Genomic DNA, 18,865 nt, shown 5'->3' with positions numbered 1-18,865 from the left:
TGTTCATAGGGCATCACCCTCCTTTCGTAAAACTGGAGGGCGTAAGATCGAAACTTGCATCCGACTTCTGTTCAATTATACTAATAAAAGTATAACACCTGCAGGTATATAACTCAAGATGGGAACTGATGAATCATAATAAAAATAATGTCAAAATTACATGATATGTGATATGATAAAAGTAATCAGAGTCTCATATCATAAGAGCGGAGGATGTTTTATTATGATGAAAACTGTTATATTGGATAGAGACCAAAAACCAACACAGGAACAGATTAGATCCATTCATGCAGCAGCAAAAAGAAAAATCGTCTTTGATGAAGATTCACCGGAAATGACACCAAAAATGGAAGAAGCATTTCGTATGGCAGCCAGAAAACGTAATATCAACAGAAAGATGGATGTATCATAATGAACCAGGAATTGCAGAACATAGCGGAGCGTCAGATCGTATGATTTGACGCCCCGTTTTTTGTACCTTTTAATGGACCGATATCTTCTGATTACAGTAAATACAACGATACGTACCAGATGGTGACAGCCTGAAGATATGGTCACAGTTGGTCTCAATACTGGTGATGCATCTTGGATTTTTACATTTGATGACATTTTTTAAATAAGCTGGTGGCACCGGATGATACTTGCGCACCACCTGTCCATCCTGGATCACGATCAGGGTAATCTTATCATCCAGATAGCCTAGGATATCCAGACGTTCCGGCATGGTATCGCCTTCTATTTTGATCAGGTCTTTATGCCCGTATTTCTGGCTGCGGACAGACTGGAGCAAGGCAACGGACTGTTTTTGGTCTTCCAGATGCAGCAGCTGATAGATGTTCATTCCCTGTCCTTCTGTGATGTGGTCTATGACCACACCATTTTGAATCGATTCTACTTTTAACATGGCAATACCTTCTTTCCGGTCAGAGGATCCTCCAGACCTAACAGAGATGCAATCAGAGCCATACGGATATAGACACCGTTCTGTACCTGCTGGAAATAAGCGGCACGGCTGTCGTTATCCACATCCGCAGTGATTTCATCCACCCTTGGAAGTGGATGAAGCACCGGCATATCCGGTTTGGCGGCCTGCAGCTTTTCTCTGGTCAGGATATAGGTTCCTTTCAGACGAATATAATCTTCTTCATTAAAGAAGCGTTCCTTCTGCACACGGGTCATATACAGTACATCCAGCTTTGGAAGAGTCTCTTCCAGGCTGGTTACCTCGTGATATGGCGTCTGGGACGGCTTCAGGGTATCATCAATGAGATAGCCTGGAACGCGCAGTTCTTCCGGTGAAATAAAGTAAAATTGATTGCCCGGATAACGCACCAGACTGTTTACCAGAGAATGTACAGTACGTCCAAACTTCAGATCACCACAGAAGCCTACGGTCAGATGATCCAGACGTCCTTTTCGCTGGCGGATCGTCAGCAGGTCGATCAGTGTCTGGGAAGGATGGTTGTGTCCACCGTCTCCTGCATTGATCACAGGGACGGTGGCATACATAGAGGCACGAAGAGGTGCACCTTCCTTTGGGTGGCGCATGGCGATAATATCTGCATAGCAGCTGATTACCCGTGCCGTATCGGCAACGGTTTCGCCCTTTGTAGCGCTGGACTGTTCTGCTCCGGCAAATCCCAGAGTCTGACCGCCCAGGCTCAGCATAGCAGATTCGAAGGACAGCCTGGTACGGGTACTTGGCTCATAAAACAGGGTAGCCAGCTTTTTGCCATCTGCAATATGTGCATAAGCAGAACGGTTTTGACCGATCCGGTCTGCAAAGTCCAGAATATCATTGGTTTCTTCCAGTGTAAAATCCAGTGGATCTATCAGATGTCTCATAACCAGGCTCCTCTCAGCAGATATTCTTCCCGCTTCGCACCCACAGAAATAAACTGAATCTCTGCGTGCAGAAGTTTTTCCAGTGTTTCGATATATTTTCTTGCCCCATAAGGCAGATCTTCATAGCGGCGGATGCCGGAGATATCTTTCTGCCATCCAGGTACGGTCTGGACAATCGGTGTGACTGCATCCAGATTCTCAAATGGATCAAAGGCATCCATCTGCTTGTTTTCATAGCGGTATCCGGTGATGATCGGAATCTCGGACAGAGTGCTCAATACATCCAGTTTGGTCAGAGCAATCTTGTCGGCATTCTGGCATTTCAGGCCATAGAGACTGGCTACAGCATCAAACGGTCCCACACGGCGTGGACGTCCGGTGGCAGCACCATATTCTCCGCCTTCTTTACGCAGATGTTCCATCCAGTCTTCGGGCATGGCTTTTTCGGCAGCAAACGGACCGGCGCCTACGCAGGTGGAGTAAGCTTTCAGAACGCCGACCACATGATCCAGGTGATGCCCTGGGATGCCTGCACCGATCGGACCGTAGGCAGAAATCGTGGAAGAGCTGGAGGTATATGGAAAAATACCGTAATCGATATCACGCATAGCACCCAGCTGTGCTTCCAGTACGACCCTCTTGCCGGCTGCCAGAGATGCGGCCAGATAGCTTCCGGTATCGCAGATATAAGGAGCGAAAGCTTCCGCCTGTTTTCTGCACCAGAGCAGAAGCGCCGGGAAGGACATCCGTTCCTGATGATAGCATCCGGCCAGCTCCATATTTTTGGCATCCAGCATCACTTTCAGACGGGACTGAACAGATTCTTCCTCCAGATGAAGCAGATCACCAAGACGCAGGGTTTTCTTGCGATATTTATCACTGTAGGCGTAGGCAATGCCTCGTCTGGTAGAACCGAAGGCCGATCCACTCTTTGCCAGACGGTCTTCTTCCAGTACATCCTGGATTCGATGCCATGGCATGGAGATCGTAGCTCTGGTGGACAGCTTCAGATTCTCCGGTCCGACAGAGACGCCTTTTTCCCTGATCTGGGCGATCTCACCGGTCAGATGTTCCAGATCGACGACCATGCCATCCCCCAGAACACAAACTACATTTTTATGTAAAATACCGGAAGGAAGAAGGTTCAGAATGAACTTGCCCTGATCGGTGACGACCGTATGACCGGCATTATTGCCACCCTGGTAGCGAACTACTACGTCCGCCGTTTCTGCAAGAAGGTCGATGACACGACCCTTACCTTCGTCTCCCCAGTTGATACCTGTTACTGCTGTTAACATTTTTTCGCTCCTTTATAAAAAGTTGTTCTTTGTTTTTTTACCGAGTGCTATTATACTTGGAATATAGAGATGTGTAAAAAGTATTATTGATATATTAGATATCAGGAAATGATATAACAGGAGACTTTTATGAATGTAAACTTGGAATATTATCGAATCTTTTATTATGTGGCGAAATATCAGAACTTTACCAGGGCAGCCCGTGCGCTGGGAAATAGTCAGCCCAATGTCACCCGTGCCATGAATCTGCTGGAACAGGAGATACACTGTACCCTGTTCATTCGGACTAACCGCGGGGTACGGCTGACACCGGAAGGAGAAAAATTGTATATTCGAGTCTCAGCAGCCATGGAGCAGCTGCAGAACGCAGAAGAAGAACTGCGTGACAGCAGCGGGCTGGAGCATGGAAGCATCGCCATCGGAGCCAGTGAAACGGCACTGAATATTTACCTGCTGGAAAAGCTGCGCACGTTCCATATGGAATATCCGGGGATTCGTCTGAAGATCTACAATCACTCTACCCCACAGGCGGTTCAGTCTGTAAAAAATGGGGAAATCGATTTTGCAGTGGTGACTACACCGACAGATGCAGAGGCACCGTTAAAGAAGGTGGATCTGTATCCATTCCGGGAGATTCTGGTGGGAGGAAAGACGTTCACTGCGCTGGGAAGTCAGGAACTGTCGTTGGCAGAAGTACAGAATTATCCTTTTATTTGCCTGGGACGGGAGACCCAGACCTGGAGGTTCTATCAGCAGATATTTGAAAAGTATGGACTGGAATTGTCACCGGATACAGAGGTGGCCACTACTGACCAGATTCTGCCACTGGTGAAAAATGAACTTGGGATGGCATTCCTGCCGGAAGCCATGGCCAGAGAGGCCATCGAAAAAGGGGAGATCGTAGAATTGTCCCTGCGGGAAAATGTGCCACAAAGGAGTGTCTGTATGGTATATGACCGACAGCATCCCTTAAGTGCGGCTGCAAAAGAACTGAAAAGCCGCATGCGGCAGAGCGCAGCGGCTGTATCAGATAGAATCTAATCCAGATATTCGACGTTAAATCCAGATTCCTTAACCATTGGGGACGGTGTTTTCTGGCTTTTAGGTAACTATCCAAAATACCTTGCAGGACAGTGGGTTCTGAATAGTTACGATATATCTATATTTATTGTTAAGTATCCCCGGGCAGGAATCCACGCTTCCAGCCTGGGGATTCTATTTGGCTTTTTCTGTTCCTTCTGGCGAAATCATGCAAAATTTGTCGAACGATTCTGTTTGAAAAAGTAATTCTCCTGTGTTAAGGTAAAATCACATTTCGAGGAATTCCAAAGATCTTGCCATTCGGCATTTATTCCACAAAATGTAAAAATGGTAACTATTCAGAACCCACTGTGAAGGCACTGAACAGTTTACTAAAAATAATATAAGAAGGAGCATTTGCTTATGACAGAGAAAGAAGAATTGCGGCAGAAGCAGGAGAATGAGATTTTGCAGGAGATTAATGGGGAGGAAGAAGTAGAGTATGGCCTGATCAATGATTATATGTTCCGGGCAGTATTCCAGACTTCCGAAGAGGCATTGAAAGGATTGCTCAGTGCGTTGTTGTACATACCAGAGGAAGAGATTCTGTCCTGTGTGATCTGTAATCCCATCATACTGGGAGATGCGATTGATGAGAAGACCTGTATTCTTGACATTCGGGTGTTATTAAATGGCAACAAACAGATCAATCTGGAAATGCAGATGGGCTCGGTAGAGAACTGGACAGATCGTTCTGTGTTCTATCTGTGCAGAATGTTTACAGATATGAAAAAAGGTCTGGATTATACGCAGACAAAGCCGTCCATCCATATCGGGATTATGATGAAATCCCCGGTACCGGAAGATGCAGCATTTTATAATGAATATGCATTGAAAAACCGCAGAACAGGCTATGAATTCACTGGAAAAATCGCCCTTCACGTGTTAGACTTATCTTGTCTGGATCAGGTACCGAAAGAAGAACGAAACAGTTCATTATACTACTGGGCCTGTGTATTCAAAGCAAAGACATGGAAGGAGGTTCTTGCAATGGCAGAACAGTCAGAATCCATAAAAAAAGCAGTTGTAACCTTACGGGAATTATCAGAAGACGAAAAGATTCGCCTGCAGTGCGAGGCCAGAGAACGCTATCAGATGGACTGGCAGAGTTCCATGAGAACAAGTCTGGAAAAAGGAAGAATAGAAGGCAGGAAAGAAGGCGAAGTGCAGAAAGCACATGATGTCGCTGAGGCTCTTCTGGAAGAAGGAATGGAGATAGAAAAAATAGCAAAGATCGTAGGTATGGAAGTGAACGTTATCAGAGAATGGATAACAGAGAAATAAGATTGTCCAAATCGTCAATTGACAAAATGTCCCATACTCTGTATAATTTTTAACAGATAAAGCGGACGGGCATATATGCCTATAATATGCAACCGTGAGTGAACAATAGAGTACATAGAAAGAATAATCGGTCAGCAGGTGGGACTCCTGCACAGAATGCACTATCGTAGAGTCGGGAGCTGTATTCTTTCTATATAGAGTAGAAAATGATATGCAAAGAGCATCTACTGAGTAATCGGGGATCCATAGAGATATGGGTCTCTGATTGCTCAGTTTTTTTATTCTTCCGTATGATTTATGTATCATAAGCGGTGGCCTATTTCAGCAATATGTAAAACGTCCACAAAATAATCACTTTATCATCAAAGAAAGGAAGGGAAAATATGCGAAGAAAGAAACTTGCAAACAAGATCATGAGTATCCTGATGTCTGCAACGATGCTGATATCCACACCAATAAGTGCATTGGCCACGGATGTGGAAGTTCGGCAGAATGTAGATCAGGGCGAAGTCCAGATTTCTTCAGAGGGTGTAGAGGATTTGAGTGAAAGCGATGATCTGACAGAAGAAAACGTAGAAGAAGTTCAGGATGAGGACATTTCAACTGACGAAGAACTCATTTCTGATGAAACAGGGGAGTATGATAGCGACCCGGAAGAGGAAGTAATTATTGGTGACAGTGAAGAGGCAGAACCAATAATGACATTGTCTGATGAAGGCGGAGAAGCAGCAGATGTGACATCGGTGTCAGCAAAAGTGTCTTATGCAGCACAGGCAGATGGCGCATTTTTAATGGCACCACAGATGGATGCGAATGTATCCAGCGATCTGGCGGAGAGCTATGGTTATACGGACGAGGTGCCGGTAAATGAAGGGGTTTCCACGTTGGATGTCCTGGTAGCAGCACATCAGGATATATTTGGAACGAATTTTAATAAAGAAGATGCATCCGACTATTTAAGTTTATCTGGTAATTTTATCAGCACCATATGGGGAACAAAAACAGGTGATGTAGGTATTCTGGTTAATGGAGTAATGCCTCATACAGGTGGAGTTGGCGGTGCTGTAAATCAGGTCAAAGTGACCGATGGGGATGAGATTGATTTTTATGTATATCAGGATACAACCAGCTGGAGTGACAATTATATCTGGCTGGAGGATGCCAGCGGGAACAAACTGGATGGTCAGACAGTTACAGCAGGAACTGCATTGGAACTTTATGTCAAAGGATACAGCCCTTTTAACTATGGAATGGAAGAAGAGTCTGTCATTAAGGAACATACGGCAGGAATTGCATCGGCAGCTCTTCAGCTGGTAGATGTGAAAACCGGCTCCTGTACAGCAGTTGAAGCCGTATCCGATGCAAGTGGAAAAATCAGTGTACAGATTCCAAAAGACTGGCAGGGAACTTACTGGCTGACAGCCAAAGGCAGTGAAACCATCATGTCACTGGCAAAAGTACAGGTAGATACAGCTCCGGTCAGCGAGGCTATAACGCTCAGTTCTCTGGAGATTGCCATTGGTGGAAATACCGAAGACAGTAAGAACGTACAGGCGTTTACACCGGCATTTGATGGAAAAGTAACGGATTATTCCACAGATATTCTTGATTATCAGAGTGATAGAAATCAGCGTTTTGTATGGGTAAAGGCTTCTGCTCCGGAAGGTGTTACCATGACAGCAAAATGTGAAGATTCCGAGTCTGCCACGCTGGCAAATGGTGAGTGGACCATGCTCTATACAGAAAAAACAGAGGGCAACTGGTGGGATCAGAAAGTGGTACAGGTTGGTTCTCTGCAGCCAGACAAGTTTAATAAACTGACTATCACGGCATCCAAAGAGGGAGAGAACGATAAGACCTATATGGTAGAACTTCCAATGAATCCGGATGTCAGCAATAAGAGCCTGGCATGGAAGACGAATTTAAATAACGCTGTTTATTTTACACAGAATGCAGAAAATGCGGCTTTAAGTGTAGAAGCGGAATATAAAAACAGACCACTGAAGAACGAGGATGTAATTACTTATCAGTGGTATAAAAATACAGAAAACAGCACAGATGGGGCTACGGTTATTGACGGGGCAACGGATGCTGTTTATAAGCCAGATGTTTCTGCGCTTGGAACCACATATTATTATGCAGCCGCATCCTGTACGGGACTGGACAGCATTACCAGTCAGATAATCAAAGTGACGGTTTCAGATAAGAAAGCACCGGCATCTGTGACACTTAAGTGTGACTATCCATATACGATACCAGATGACTGGGTGAAAGCACTGGATGGTAAAGACTATGTGGTAAAAACAGGAGATACTTTACAACTGAAAGCAGTAGATGAGAATGGGGAAGAGACACCGGTAGTCTGGAAAGATGCAGGACTTTATGGTGGAACACTGGATTCAGCAACCGGATTATATACCGTCACAGGCAATAGTAACAGTTATCTGAAAGCTGTGTCTCTCTTTGATTCCAGTATTCAATCGGAAGAAAAATGCATTCAGATCAAAGATTACACCATAAATCAGTATCAGAAAAATAAATCAGTTACCCTGTCTAATGATGGACAGACTGTATCAGAAATAAGCACACAGGGCGGTGTAAATGGATATACGATCTGGACTTACAAAATGTCAGAAAATGGCATTGCTGATCTGTCCAGCGACTTAACGATTAAGCCGAGTAGTTTATCTTTTAAGGCAAAACATCCTGGAACCATTGAAGCTTCCTTTGATCTGGATCTGAATGGAGACGGCATTGCAGATGGAAATGGACAGACAGATAGTGCAACACTGACCATCAATGGTATTGCTGTAGAAGATGCATATGGAAAGCTTACCAAAACATATCTGGAAACCAGCACAGCCAACCCGAATCCGACCATGCAGCTTCATGCATTTTCTTCCACCGAAAATGCAGCATTTGCATGGAGCAGTGCAGACGATTCTGTAGCAACGGTAGATGAAAATGGTGTGGTAACTGCACAGGGGGTGGGATCCGTCATTATTTCTGCAAATGATGGCACTTATACCGGTGGTATCAAATTAGTAGTAACCAATGCGGATAAACCATATTTTGAAAGAATAAATTTTGCTTCAGGCTGGGGACCAAATGGAATTGACGGCTGGACAACAACAACATTTAAACCAGATACCCTGAACTATACAGGTATCAAAATAAGAGCAGCATCTAAAAACAGCCTTACGTTAGATAAAACAACCGAATACAATGCAGAGCATGATCTGGCAGTAGCATCTTATACAGACGATAATGGTGAAAAACAGGAAATCGAGATTAACTCTGGTGCACAGACAATTTTACCAGGTATTCCATTTGAAACCAGCACCATTACGATAACACTGACAGACAGAACAGACAGCAGTAAGCAGACGGTTTATACATTTGAAGTAACCCGTCCAAGGGACACAGTCAAGACAATAGGAAATGCCGGTATTACTTTTACTCCGGAAGGCCGTGAATTATGGAAAGATCTGTATGACGGAAAAAAAGAAGGCACCATGTATGTGGCCAATGAAGATGGAAGCCTTGGTCAGTATTCTGGTGTCTCTGCATCAAGTTATTATTATCGTACCTATGCCATGAATGCACTGGAATCCTTTAAACTGATATTAAAGGGAACCACGGCTTATACGCACATCCGTTATTCTACGGATGACGGTACAAGCTGGACGGATCTTGGACAGAGTGGTACAGCAGGTGTCGCAACAAACAGCATTACCTTCAACAAGGATGATCAGACAGAGGGTAATCTGGTTACAAAGGTAACGATCCAGATTCTTGATGATGCAACTTATGTGAAAAATATTGCAGAAGAAAAGGATGGATATGACGGTGATAAAGCTACCACCTATACCGTCTGGGTAGAACAGATTCCAGTGATCAGTGAAGCGTGTGATATGTTAACTGCCACAACAGACCGAGGAGACTGGTATCCGGAATTTGATTCTGCAAGAACAGATTACCGCATCATTACTGCACCGGGAGCAGATGTACCAAAGCTGACCTACACAGTTTCGGAAGGTGCGACTGTTACCGTAAATAACGAAACACAGACACCAGATGAGGATGGTTATTATACATTAGAACTGACTAATGAATCTCAGAACATTGTCATTGCAGCAAGCAATCATATGACAGAAAAGACCTACTCTATCGGATACAGAGCGAGAGAGTCAGAACTGGTACCGGATAAGGTAGTAGATTATTTGTCTGTAAACAGCCAGTATACCAATGGAAATAGCGGAGGCTACGGAGTAAATCCGGAACAGACTCTGACAGGAAATGGGTTATTGTCTCTTGGTAATTTTGGCGGATATGTTACTTTCTATTATAAGAATGGATTGACAGATGATCCGAGCCATGCATATGGTGTGGACTTCTATGTAGACGGTAATGCATTTAAAGATACCACCACAGGTTCTGGCGTAGGTTCGATGGAGCCGGGACAGGTATGGGTATCCGAAGATGGATCAACCTGGTATGCACTGGCTGGATCAGAACATTATGAAGACAGCACACTGTGGAACTATGAAGTACATTATGCAAAAACAGAGACAGGAGGAACGACCTGGACAGATAATCAGGGAAATAACAGCAAGAGAACCTTTGAATGGCCGAAGGCTGATATTTATACCATGAATACTCTGCCAACTTTGAATTCTTTTACATTACGCGGAATTGTAATCCCGTGTATTGACGGAACGATTACCGGTAACGGAGAATTTACCTCTTTTTCGAAGGGGGCTCGTTTTGGATATGTGGATACTCTGGTCAACGGAAGAGCCAACCCATATCTGGACAACTCTGATTACAGTAATGCAAGCAGTGGATTTGACCTGGAATGGGCGGTAGATACAGCCGGCAATCCGGTAAATGTCAGTGGCAAATCTTTCCATTACGTAAAGATTGTGACAGCTTCTAATATTATTGCAGGATCAGCAAATGAAAAATCTACAGAAGTAGGAAAAGTAGTTCGTGCAACAGAGCAGAGCGCAGCTGTTGGAAAGACGGCAGCACCGACAGGTGTAACCTTCGCAAATGGTTCAAAAGAAGCTACCATATCATTTGAGGATGGAAAACAGGTTTATGAAATAGATGTACCTGGAATGGATGCAGCTACCATTCTGGTGAACGGTACCTCAGACGATGATAACATTTATATCAACAATCAGAGAGTTGCATCAGGAACAGCATCTGCTGAGTTCCGGTTAAGCACAGATACACAGAAACTGGTTCGTATCATTGTGCAGAATGGAGAAAAAGAACCGATTATTTATCTGTTAAAACTGAAGAGCAGTCCAGATACACAGACATTAAAAGGTTCCGGTACACAGGAAGATCCGTGGCAGATTGCAACCGCAGAAGATTACCAGACAGTTTACAATATGGTTGCTGACGGACAGAGCTTTGAAGGCCAGTACCTGAAACAGATGGTAGATATTACACTTCCAGAAGACTGGAAACCAATTGGTGTTACCAAAGACGGAAGCAATAATATTAACAGCGGAAAGAATCTGAATGCGTTCAGTGGAAGCATTGACGGTAACAATCAGACCATTATCATTCCGGAGAACGGACTGCCGCTTTTGGGATATGTAAAAGGGGCGGAAGTGAAAAATCTGAATATCTATGGCAAGAAAATTACCGGGTATGGACTGGTAAATAATTTTGAGGGTGTTGGTTTAAAAGGCAGTGCAATTATCATTGATCATGTAACACTGAAAGAAGGATCCAGTACTTTAAAATCTGGATTGATTGGAGCAAACCTTACAACAAACCAATATGCAGGAGCAAGTGGCACTTTCACAGCAACGATTCGCAATTGTACAATAGAAAAAGGTGTTGTAATAGGATATGACAAAGAGCAGGATATGATCGGATCGATTGCAGGAAGATTGAACGGAACAGTAGAAAACTGTGTCAGCTATGCAGATGTCTATGGAAAGAATTATGTGGGTGGCATCATCGGAACCAGAGATAATGCTACGGGAGAATGCAGTGTATCTGGAAGCCGGTTTATGGGAACCATAACAGCATCGGGAGAGCATGCAGGAGGAATTGTTGGAGGAGGATATTCGGATGATTCTGCTCCGAATGGAATCCATATTTCTGTAAATAACTGCAGCTCTGATGGTGTGATCATCGGAAAAGACAAAGTGGGCGGTATTCTTGGTGGTGATTCCATCGTTGCTCAGGCATGGAATGCGTATACATTTAAAAATAATACTTTTACCGGAACCGTAAAAGCAACAGAAGGAACTTATGTCGGTGGTATTATCGGATATTATAGAAGTTTAAATAAGCTGGATGATATCGGCGGTAACAAATATTCAGAAAATTGTGGAGCAGAAAAGGGGATTGGATTTGTTGCATATTTAGATACGAATTATGCAAATCCAACGATACCGGAAGGAACCATCTGCTTTAATACAGAAAATGATACTTCCGGCTGCCCGACGGTAAAATGGTGCCAATGGAAAACCAATTATCAGCGTACTGACGATCCATTTGGTGCAGATGCAGAAAAAATAGCCGGGAAAGGTATCAAAGTAACATTCAGCCTGTTAGGTGATAAGAAACATGAAAGTGACAAAGACGGTGAAATTCATACACTGGCTGATAATAATCTGACTGTATGGGTTCCGGAAACTGTATATTGCGTAAATTCAGATACGACAGTATATGATGTGCTGAAAGAAGCAGCAGAAGACTATGGATTTGAATTGGTTGCAGATGCTGATAATCAGTATGGAACAATCTATGTCAAAGGTATCACCATGAATGGTCTTACATTAAGCGAAATGGATAACGGATCAAGAGCCGGATGGATGGATGTAATCAATGGCACACATCCAGAGGTAGGTATAGCCGAACAGACCCTGAATGATGGTGATGTCATTATCTTCCATTATACCGATGACTACACCAGGGAAGAAAGTAAGATGTACGACCAGCAGGCAGCAGACAATGCAATTGCATCTATTAACGCCCTTGCTGGAACAGACAATCTGACTCTGGCAGACAAGGCAGCAGTGGAAGCAGCAAGAGCAGAATACAATCAGCTGACAGATGCACAGAAAGCACTGGTACCGGCAGAAACATTGAAGAAGCTGACGGATGCAGAAAGCAAGATCGCAGAACTGGAGAAAAATGCGAAGCCGGAGACACCATCTCATGTTCATGCATATGGCGAATGGACAAAGATCTCTGATGCAACGGTATTTGCCCCGGAAAAACAGGAGCGTACCTGCAGCTGTGGAGCAAAAGAAACCAGAGATTACGGCAGTGCTTTGAAGGCTACCATCAAGGTCAATGCAACCACTGTACCTCTGAAAGTAAAGCAGAAGACCAGTGCATTTAAAGTAACCGGTCTGGCAAACGGTGACAGCGTACAGTCCTACAAGTCCAGCAACACCAAGATCTTCACTGTAACCAAGAGTGGTGTGCTGAAAGCAGGTAAGAAGACCGGCAAAGCAACCCTGACCATTACCCTGGCAAGCGGCCTTCAGAAAAAAGTCACCGTCAAGGTACAAAAGAAGACGGTAGCTACCAGCAAGATCACCGGACTTCAGAAGAAGGTTACACTGAAGAAAGGCAAGAAGCTGACCCTGAAGCCATCCAGAACCCCGATCACATCCACCCAGAAGTTTACTTATAAATCTTCCAACAAGAAGATTGCGACCGTAAGCAGCAAGGGCGTGATCAAAGGCAAGAAGACAGGAAAGGCAAAGATCACAGTCAAATCCGGTAAGAAGAAATACACCGTGACGGTGCTCGTAACAAAATAAGCCATTGGTGACGGTGTTTTGTGGCTTTATGACCGTCCCTTTTGGCAATAAAGCTTTTAGAAAAGACTGTAGGATTTCAGAAATGAGATCCTATGGTCTTTTTGCTATTGGTGACAGTGTTTATGGCTTTTGATCCCGACATCATTTTATGAAACATATTTGAAAAAGCAACATAAAGTTATAGAACATATAGAAACAAAAAGATGCAAATAAACACATAAAAAGATACTTGATAAACGCACCGATATATGATAGTATAAGTTCACAAAAGCATATTTTATCATTCTCAGTGCATTGCACTGTCAGAGTATCAACGCCATTTCAGAGATCTTATGCTTTTCGTTCTATTCAATTGACAATTTAGGAAGAAGCAGGAGCTAAGGAAATGGTGGTAACACTCAGATACGGCCATAGATCTCCTGTGCGCAAAGAAGAGGAGGAGCCTATGGCAAAAAAGAAGAGAATGCGATATAAGCTGAAGACAAAACAGGTTAAAGTGAACCGGGTGAGAGCCAATCGGAAGTACAAGGACACTGTATTTCGGATATTGTTTTCGGATAAGGAACATTTGTTGTCATTGTACAATGCAGTTTCCGGTAAGACATACACAGATCCAGAACAGTTACAGATTGTGACACTGGAAAATGCAGTTTATATGGGAATGAAGAATGATTTGGCATTTATTATTGACACGAATTTGTTCTTGTATGAACATCAGTCTACCTATAGTGCGAATATGCCGCTGCGAGATTTGTTCTATATAGCCAGTGAATATTAGAAGCTGGTAGATAAAAAGTCGCTGTACTCATCAAAACTTCAGAAGATTCCGGCTCCGAAATTTCTGGTATTTTATAACGGAACAGGAGAGATGGAGGACAGCCGGACGGAATATCTGTCGGCTGCATTTGAGAATCTGACCGGGGAGCCTGATCTGGAGCTAAAAGTTTTGACATTAAATATCAACATAGGACATAATCAGGAATTGGTGGAGCAGTGCAGAGCATTGAAGGAATAGCTCGTTGACAAATATTTGACGGCACTTTATAATAAAAGAAATGACAAAGAGCAACAGGAATCGTATTCCGCAAACGGATGCAGGTGCCGTACAGGAAAATGTGCTGCCGTAGAGTCGGCGGGTGGATGCGTTCTATAAGTAAATAAGGTAGCGGTGTATACGCAAAATGACATCTATCAGGTAACGGAAGTCCCCGAGAGGGGATCTTTTTTCCGTTACCTTTTTTATTTATAATCTGTGAATACAGGTAAAGAGCGAAGGAGGAAAAACATGGAAACAAAAGGGAAAAAGAGGTTGCTGAATATCATCATGGTACTTCTGATCCTGGTCATTGCAGCAAGCGGAGTGCTGACAGTGGGAAAGATTCAGGGATGGTTTGATAAGCCGGAGGATATCTGTGTAACCAGCGGACAGACAAAGGGCGTAGTAAACATTCAGCGAAATGGTATTGGTTACACATTGAATGCGGATTCTCGTCTGCAGACTGGGGATCTGATTGAGACCAAGAAGGGAGCGCAGGCTGAACTGATCTGGAAGGATCAGGAAAAACTGATTTTAAATGAGAAGTCAGAAGTGACACTGACCGCCTGCGATGCAGACAAAAATGAACTGCAGGTATCTGCCGGAGAAGTATTTGGCGACATGCAGCAGCAAAAAGGTACTTTTGATGTGGCGTTTGCTGGAAATACGGCACAACTGTCAGGTGCAGTTTTCTCTGTTAGTGTACAGTCCGGCAGCAGTAGCCTGAATCTTTATGCGGGAGATATCAGTATATTATTGGCGGATGGTACCCAGGAACGAGTAGAAGCAGGAGAGTATCTTTCTGTAACGAATAGCAGTGACGGTACTTCTTCTTGTCAGATTCAGAAAATGCAGCCAGCATCACTGAATGAATTCCTGATCAGTCAGGCACAGAGCTGTGCCAGCAGCAAAGATTTGTGTTTCACACCGGAAGAATTGCAGAAGGTACTGGATGACCGTGCAGCAGAGAAACAGACTGCTCTGGAAAATGCTTTAAATGCAGAAAAGATTCCGGCAGACAATAAAAAAGATATGAAATCTGATAAGAACGAACAGGAAAGCGAAGCACAGTCTGAAGCAGAGACGGACGGCAGTGAAGCAGATGATCAGAACAGTATGGAAGAGTACACGCCGGAGGAGGCGGGAGACAGCAGTTCTGGTGAAAGCTCCAATATCTGTACCATCACCATCCGCTGTGACACGATTCTGGACAACCTGGATAATCTGGATGCCGGAAAAGAAGCCTATGTGCCATCGAACGGTGTGATCCTGGCTACCAGCAGTGTGGAATTCGAGGATGGGGAAACCGTATTCGATGTACTGAACCGTGTATGCGAGTATGCCGGAATCCAGCTGGAATATTCCTGGACGCCGTTGTACAGCAGCTATTATGTAGAAGGAATCAACAATCTGTATGAATTTGACTGTGGAAATGAATCCGGATGGATGTACAAGGTAAACGGCTGGTTCCCGAATTACGGATGCTCCAGCTATACCCTGGAGAACGGAGACGATATTGTATGGTGCTATACCTGCAACGGACTGGGAGCCGATGTAGGCGGACCGACTTATTGAAATCAGACGTTGGATGAAGAAGGGGAAAAGTAATGAAAGACAGAATGAAACGATTATCCATCTTGTTTATGACGGCAACACTGTGCACCGGAACACTGTATGCACAGTGTGAGCCGGTAAATGCAGAAGCAACACAGCCAGATACTTATGCGGAAAGTACAGTTGATGCAAAAGCAGAAGCACAGTCTGCTGACAATGAGAAGCCGGCAGAGAGTGACAAAGAACAGACTGGAGAGAATGAGACACAGCCAGAGACTGCACAGGTGCAGGAAACGGAAAGCACGGCACCTGAGACGGAAAGTCAGACAGAAGCGCAGACCGATCATGCAGGCTCATACGATGGCGAGAGCCAGGCAGAAGCAACAGAAAGTAAGATATCTACAGGAGAGACGCAGACCGAAACGACGGAAAGCCATACATCAGAAACAGATGCATCCCAGAAAAAGACGGCAGATTCGAAAACGGGAGAATCTGATACAGAAGAAACAACGAGGGAAGAGGAACAGGAAGAATCAGATGAGAATCTGGAGGAACTGCTCGTAAAAGATCAGGCAGGAAATGCCCTGAAAAAAGAACCTTTCCATCTACCAAAGACCCTCACAGCAGGAACAGAGACCTATCCGGTGGAGTATCGGCAGGGGGTCTGGAAAGTAATGGTACCGGCAAACTGCAAAACCCTGCAGATTACTGTGCCGGATCAGAAAGAGAACGAAGAACTGAGCTTTACAAAATGGGGTGGCTATCTGACAGAATCAGACAAACATTGGTATCTTTGCCCGGATGATCCGATCCAAGATGCATATACGACGCAGGGAAATACCTATACCATAGATCTGGAAAAATTCACACTTTCCATGGAAGAGATTACCCGGGAACAGCTGGCTGTTTATGGAGATCTGGCAGAGGATATTACTTATGCCGAAATTCTCCTTACCGGAGAAGGTAGATCAGAGCTGTTATTGGTGGAATTTGCCACAGAAGCCATGACAGAGGAAGCCCCAGAGGCAGAAACCGAAGCAGCGACAGAAGAAACGACAGAGAATCTGACTGAACCGGAGGAATCGGCTGAGATCGCTGCCCTGTCAGCCAGTGCCGGACAGGTGGATACGGCATATAATGCAGCAGGAAAGAATCTGTCAGCATCGGCAGAGAAGTCTACTCCTACGGTAGGCTCTATCAACGGGGACTGGCAGATCCTGGGATTGGCCAGAAGTGGAAAACTGACGGATGATGTGCTGAATAAATATCTGGCCAATGTCATCAGTACGCTGAAAGAGAACAACGGAAAGCTTCATGACAAGCGTTATACAGACTATTCCAGAGTGGTACTGGCTCTGACTTCTCTGGGGATAGATGTTACCAACGTGGGCGGCTACAACCTGCTTCAGCCGCTGTCAGATTATGACCAGACGGTATGGCAGAGAGTAAATGGAGCGACCTGGGCATTGATCGCCTTTGACAGTCATGATTATGAGATCCCTCAGGCAGCATCAGGAAAAACACAGAATTCCAGAGACAAGCTGATCCAGAATATTCTGGATCAGGAGGTATCCGGAGGAGGATGGGATCTGTCCGGACGGAGTGCAGATCCGGATGTGACTGCTATGGCCATTCAGGCACTGGCACCATATTACAGTACCAATGCTCAGGTAAAAGCGGCAGTAGACAGAGGGCTGAATAAGCTTTCTGCTATGCAGAAGAGCAATGGCTCTTATGCCACTTATGGTTCCGAGACCTCAGAGAGCTGTTCTCAGGTAATTGTAGCCTTGACAGCCATGGGGATTGACCCGAATACTGACAGTCGTTTTGTCAAGAATGGTAAGTCTGTAGTAGATGCACTCCTGACGTACGCCAATGCGGACGGCTCCTTCCGCCATGTGCTGGACGGGGATGCCAACCAGATGGCTACCGAACAGGCTTATTATGCACTGACAGCCTATGAGCGGTTTACCGGTGGAAAAACCCGTCTCTATGATATGACAGATGTGGAGCTCCCATCAGATAAAGAAAAAGCAGAAACGGTGCAGAAGCTGATTGCAGCAATCCCGGACAATATCAAGCTGGCGGACAAGAACCAGATTGAAGCGGCAAAAGCCATGTATGACAGCCTGACAACAGTACAGAAATCCCTGGTGACCAATTACAGTAAGCTGGAAGCATCCATGAAGAAGCTGCAGGAGCTGGAAAAATCCAGCGGTTCCGGCAGTGAAAGCGGTTCCGGCAGTGGTTCCGGAAGCGATAATAAGACTAATACGACAAACAAAAAGACCACAGGAAGCACCAAAAAGGTAAATCTGGTATCAGGATCTTCCGGTAAGAAAGGCGGTACAGCAGCTGGTAAAACAGCATCTGGCAAGACTACAGCGGATACAAAAGAAAAAGAATCGGAAAAAGAAACAGACAAGAATGCCACAAAAACGACAGAAAAAAAGGGTGGCACAAAGACGGAAAAAGAAGTCACCAGCCTGATTACAGAACTGAACAGTCTGTTCCGTAAGACAAAGGCTTCTGAGAAACTGCCAGATGATGCGGAGGACTATACGGATGCGCAGAAAGAACAGATTCTGGATATTTACCGGACTTATTCGGAACTGACGGACGCACAGAAAAAAGAAGTAGAAGCAAGCAGCCATTATAAAGATTATGAAAAGGCGGTAGAGAGTTTCAAAGAGACGAACCATTATGATAAAGCAGCAGACATTGATCTGCGTGATAATGAAGAAGAGATCCTACCATGGTATGTGCAGGTGGAAGCAAGCAGTCTGAATGTGGAAAGCAGTCAGGCAGAGCAGGTAAGCCAGGCGCTGAAAGGCCGGGGAGAACTATTGAATCTGACGGATATTTCTCTGATGGATCTTCTGGATAATACCCAGTGGGAACCGGAAGACCTGGTGCGTGTCAGTGTGCCAAAGACAGACCTTGACGGCTATGAGCAGGTCGCT

9 protein-coding genes and 1 pseudogene are annotated in these 18,865 nt (G+C 44.7%); 7 read left to right on the top strand and 3 right to left on the bottom strand.

Going from position 1 to position 18,865, the window contains the following annotated elements:
* Positions 1-223 precede the first annotated feature (223 nt).
* A complete protein-coding gene (locus OCV47_RS08600) occupies positions 224-412 on the top strand; it encodes a hypothetical protein (protein WP_262654700.1) in 189 nt (62 codons plus the stop codon).
* Positions 413-481: 69 nt separating this feature from the next.
* Here OCV47_RS08600 and OCV47_RS08595 read toward each other — a convergent pair whose 3' ends face one another.
* From OCV47_RS08595 to OCV47_RS08585, 3 genes are read right to left on the bottom strand one after another with little or no spacing between them, the layout of a single operon-like run.
* Entirely contained in the window at positions 482-904 is a 423-nt protein-coding gene (locus OCV47_RS08595) for an aspartate carbamoyltransferase regulatory subunit (protein ID WP_262654699.1), read from the bottom strand.
* Entirely contained in the window at positions 898-1,845 is a 948-nt protein-coding gene (gene pyrB, locus OCV47_RS08590; RefSeq protein WP_262654698.1) for an aspartate carbamoyltransferase, read from the bottom strand. The genes OCV47_RS08595 and pyrB overlap by 7 nt, the downstream gene beginning before the upstream one ends.
* Entirely contained in the window at positions 1,842-3,143 is a 1,302-nt protein-coding gene (locus OCV47_RS08585; RefSeq protein ID WP_117448844.1) for an adenylosuccinate synthase, read from the bottom strand. The genes pyrB and OCV47_RS08585 overlap by 4 nt, the downstream gene beginning before the upstream one ends.
* 129 nt (positions 3,144-3,272) lie before the next feature.
* Here OCV47_RS08585 and OCV47_RS08580 point away from each other — a divergent pair, with 129 nt between their 5' ends.
* From OCV47_RS08580 to OCV47_RS08555, 6 genes and pseudogenes are all read left to right on the top strand, one after another.
* Positions 3,273-4,184 carry a LysR family transcriptional regulator gene (locus OCV47_RS08580; RefSeq protein WP_262654697.1) on the top strand — a complete coding sequence of 304 codons (912 nt, stop codon included), beginning with the start codon at positions 3,273-3,275 and terminating at the stop codon, positions 4,182-4,184.
* Between the two features lie 402 nt (positions 4,185-4,586).
* Complete coding sequence (locus tag OCV47_RS08575; protein ID WP_262654696.1) at positions 4,587-5,507, top strand: Rpn family recombination-promoting nuclease/putative transposase; 921 nt, start codon at positions 4,587-4,589, stop codon at positions 5,505-5,507.
* 383 nt (positions 5,508-5,890) lie between these two features.
* Positions 5,891-13,312, top strand: a complete 7,422-nt coding sequence (locus tag OCV47_RS08570; protein WP_262654695.1) for an Ig-like domain-containing protein — start codon at positions 5,891-5,893, stop codon at positions 13,310-13,312.
* A gap of 445 nt (positions 13,313-13,757) precedes the next feature.
* Positions 13,758-14,324, top strand: a pseudogene (locus OCV47_RS16045) (hypothetical protein); the annotation flags it as partial.
* 273 nt (positions 14,325-14,597) lie between these two features.
* The gene (locus tag OCV47_RS08560) at positions 14,598-15,923 is read left to right on the top strand and encodes a DUF4430 domain-containing protein (protein ID WP_262654694.1); all 1,326 of its coding nucleotides are present in this window, start codon (positions 14,598-14,600) and stop codon (positions 15,921-15,923) included.
* A 32-nt stretch (positions 15,924-15,955) separates the two neighbouring features.
* Positions 15,956-18,865 (top strand): prenyltransferase/squalene oxidase repeat-containing protein (locus tag OCV47_RS08555; protein ID WP_262654693.1); only part of this gene is annotated, 2,910 nt, incomplete at its 3' end.

The sequence above is a fragment of the Muricoprocola aceti genome (assembly GCF_025567005.1).
GTDB lineage: Bacteria > Bacillota > Clostridia > Lachnospirales > Lachnospiraceae > Marvinbryantia > Marvinbryantia aceti.
The sequence above is the reverse complement of the archived record's forward strand: the minus strand, read 5'-3'. Positions and strand labels throughout refer to the sequence as shown.

Bases quoted from the DNA above. Each gene is read 5' to 3' on its own strand.
- OCV47_RS08600 (WP_262654700.1), top strand. From the start codon at position 224: ATGATGAAAACTGTTATATTGGATAGAGACCAAAAACCAACACAGGAA.
- OCV47_RS08595 (WP_262654699.1), bottom strand. From the start codon at position 904: ATGTTAAAAGTAGAATCGATTCAAAATGGTGTGGTCATAGACCACATC.
- pyrB (WP_262654698.1), bottom strand. From the start codon at position 1,845: ATGAGACATCTGATAGATCCACTGGATTTTACACTGGAAGAAACCAAT.
- OCV47_RS08585 (WP_117448844.1), bottom strand. From the start codon at position 3,143: ATGTTAACAGCAGTAACAGGTATCAACTGGGGAGACGAAGGTAAGGGT.
- OCV47_RS08580 (WP_262654697.1), top strand. From the start codon at position 3,273: ATGAATGTAAACTTGGAATATTATCGAATCTTTTATTATGTGGCGAAA.
- OCV47_RS08575 (WP_262654696.1), top strand. From the start codon at position 4,587: ATGACAGAGAAAGAAGAATTGCGGCAGAAGCAGGAGAATGAGATTTTG.
- OCV47_RS08570 (WP_262654695.1), top strand. From the start codon at position 5,891: ATGCGAAGAAAGAAACTTGCAAACAAGATCATGAGTATCCTGATGTCT.
- OCV47_RS08560 (WP_262654694.1), top strand. From the start codon at position 14,598: ATGGAAACAAAAGGGAAAAAGAGGTTGCTGAATATCATCATGGTACTT.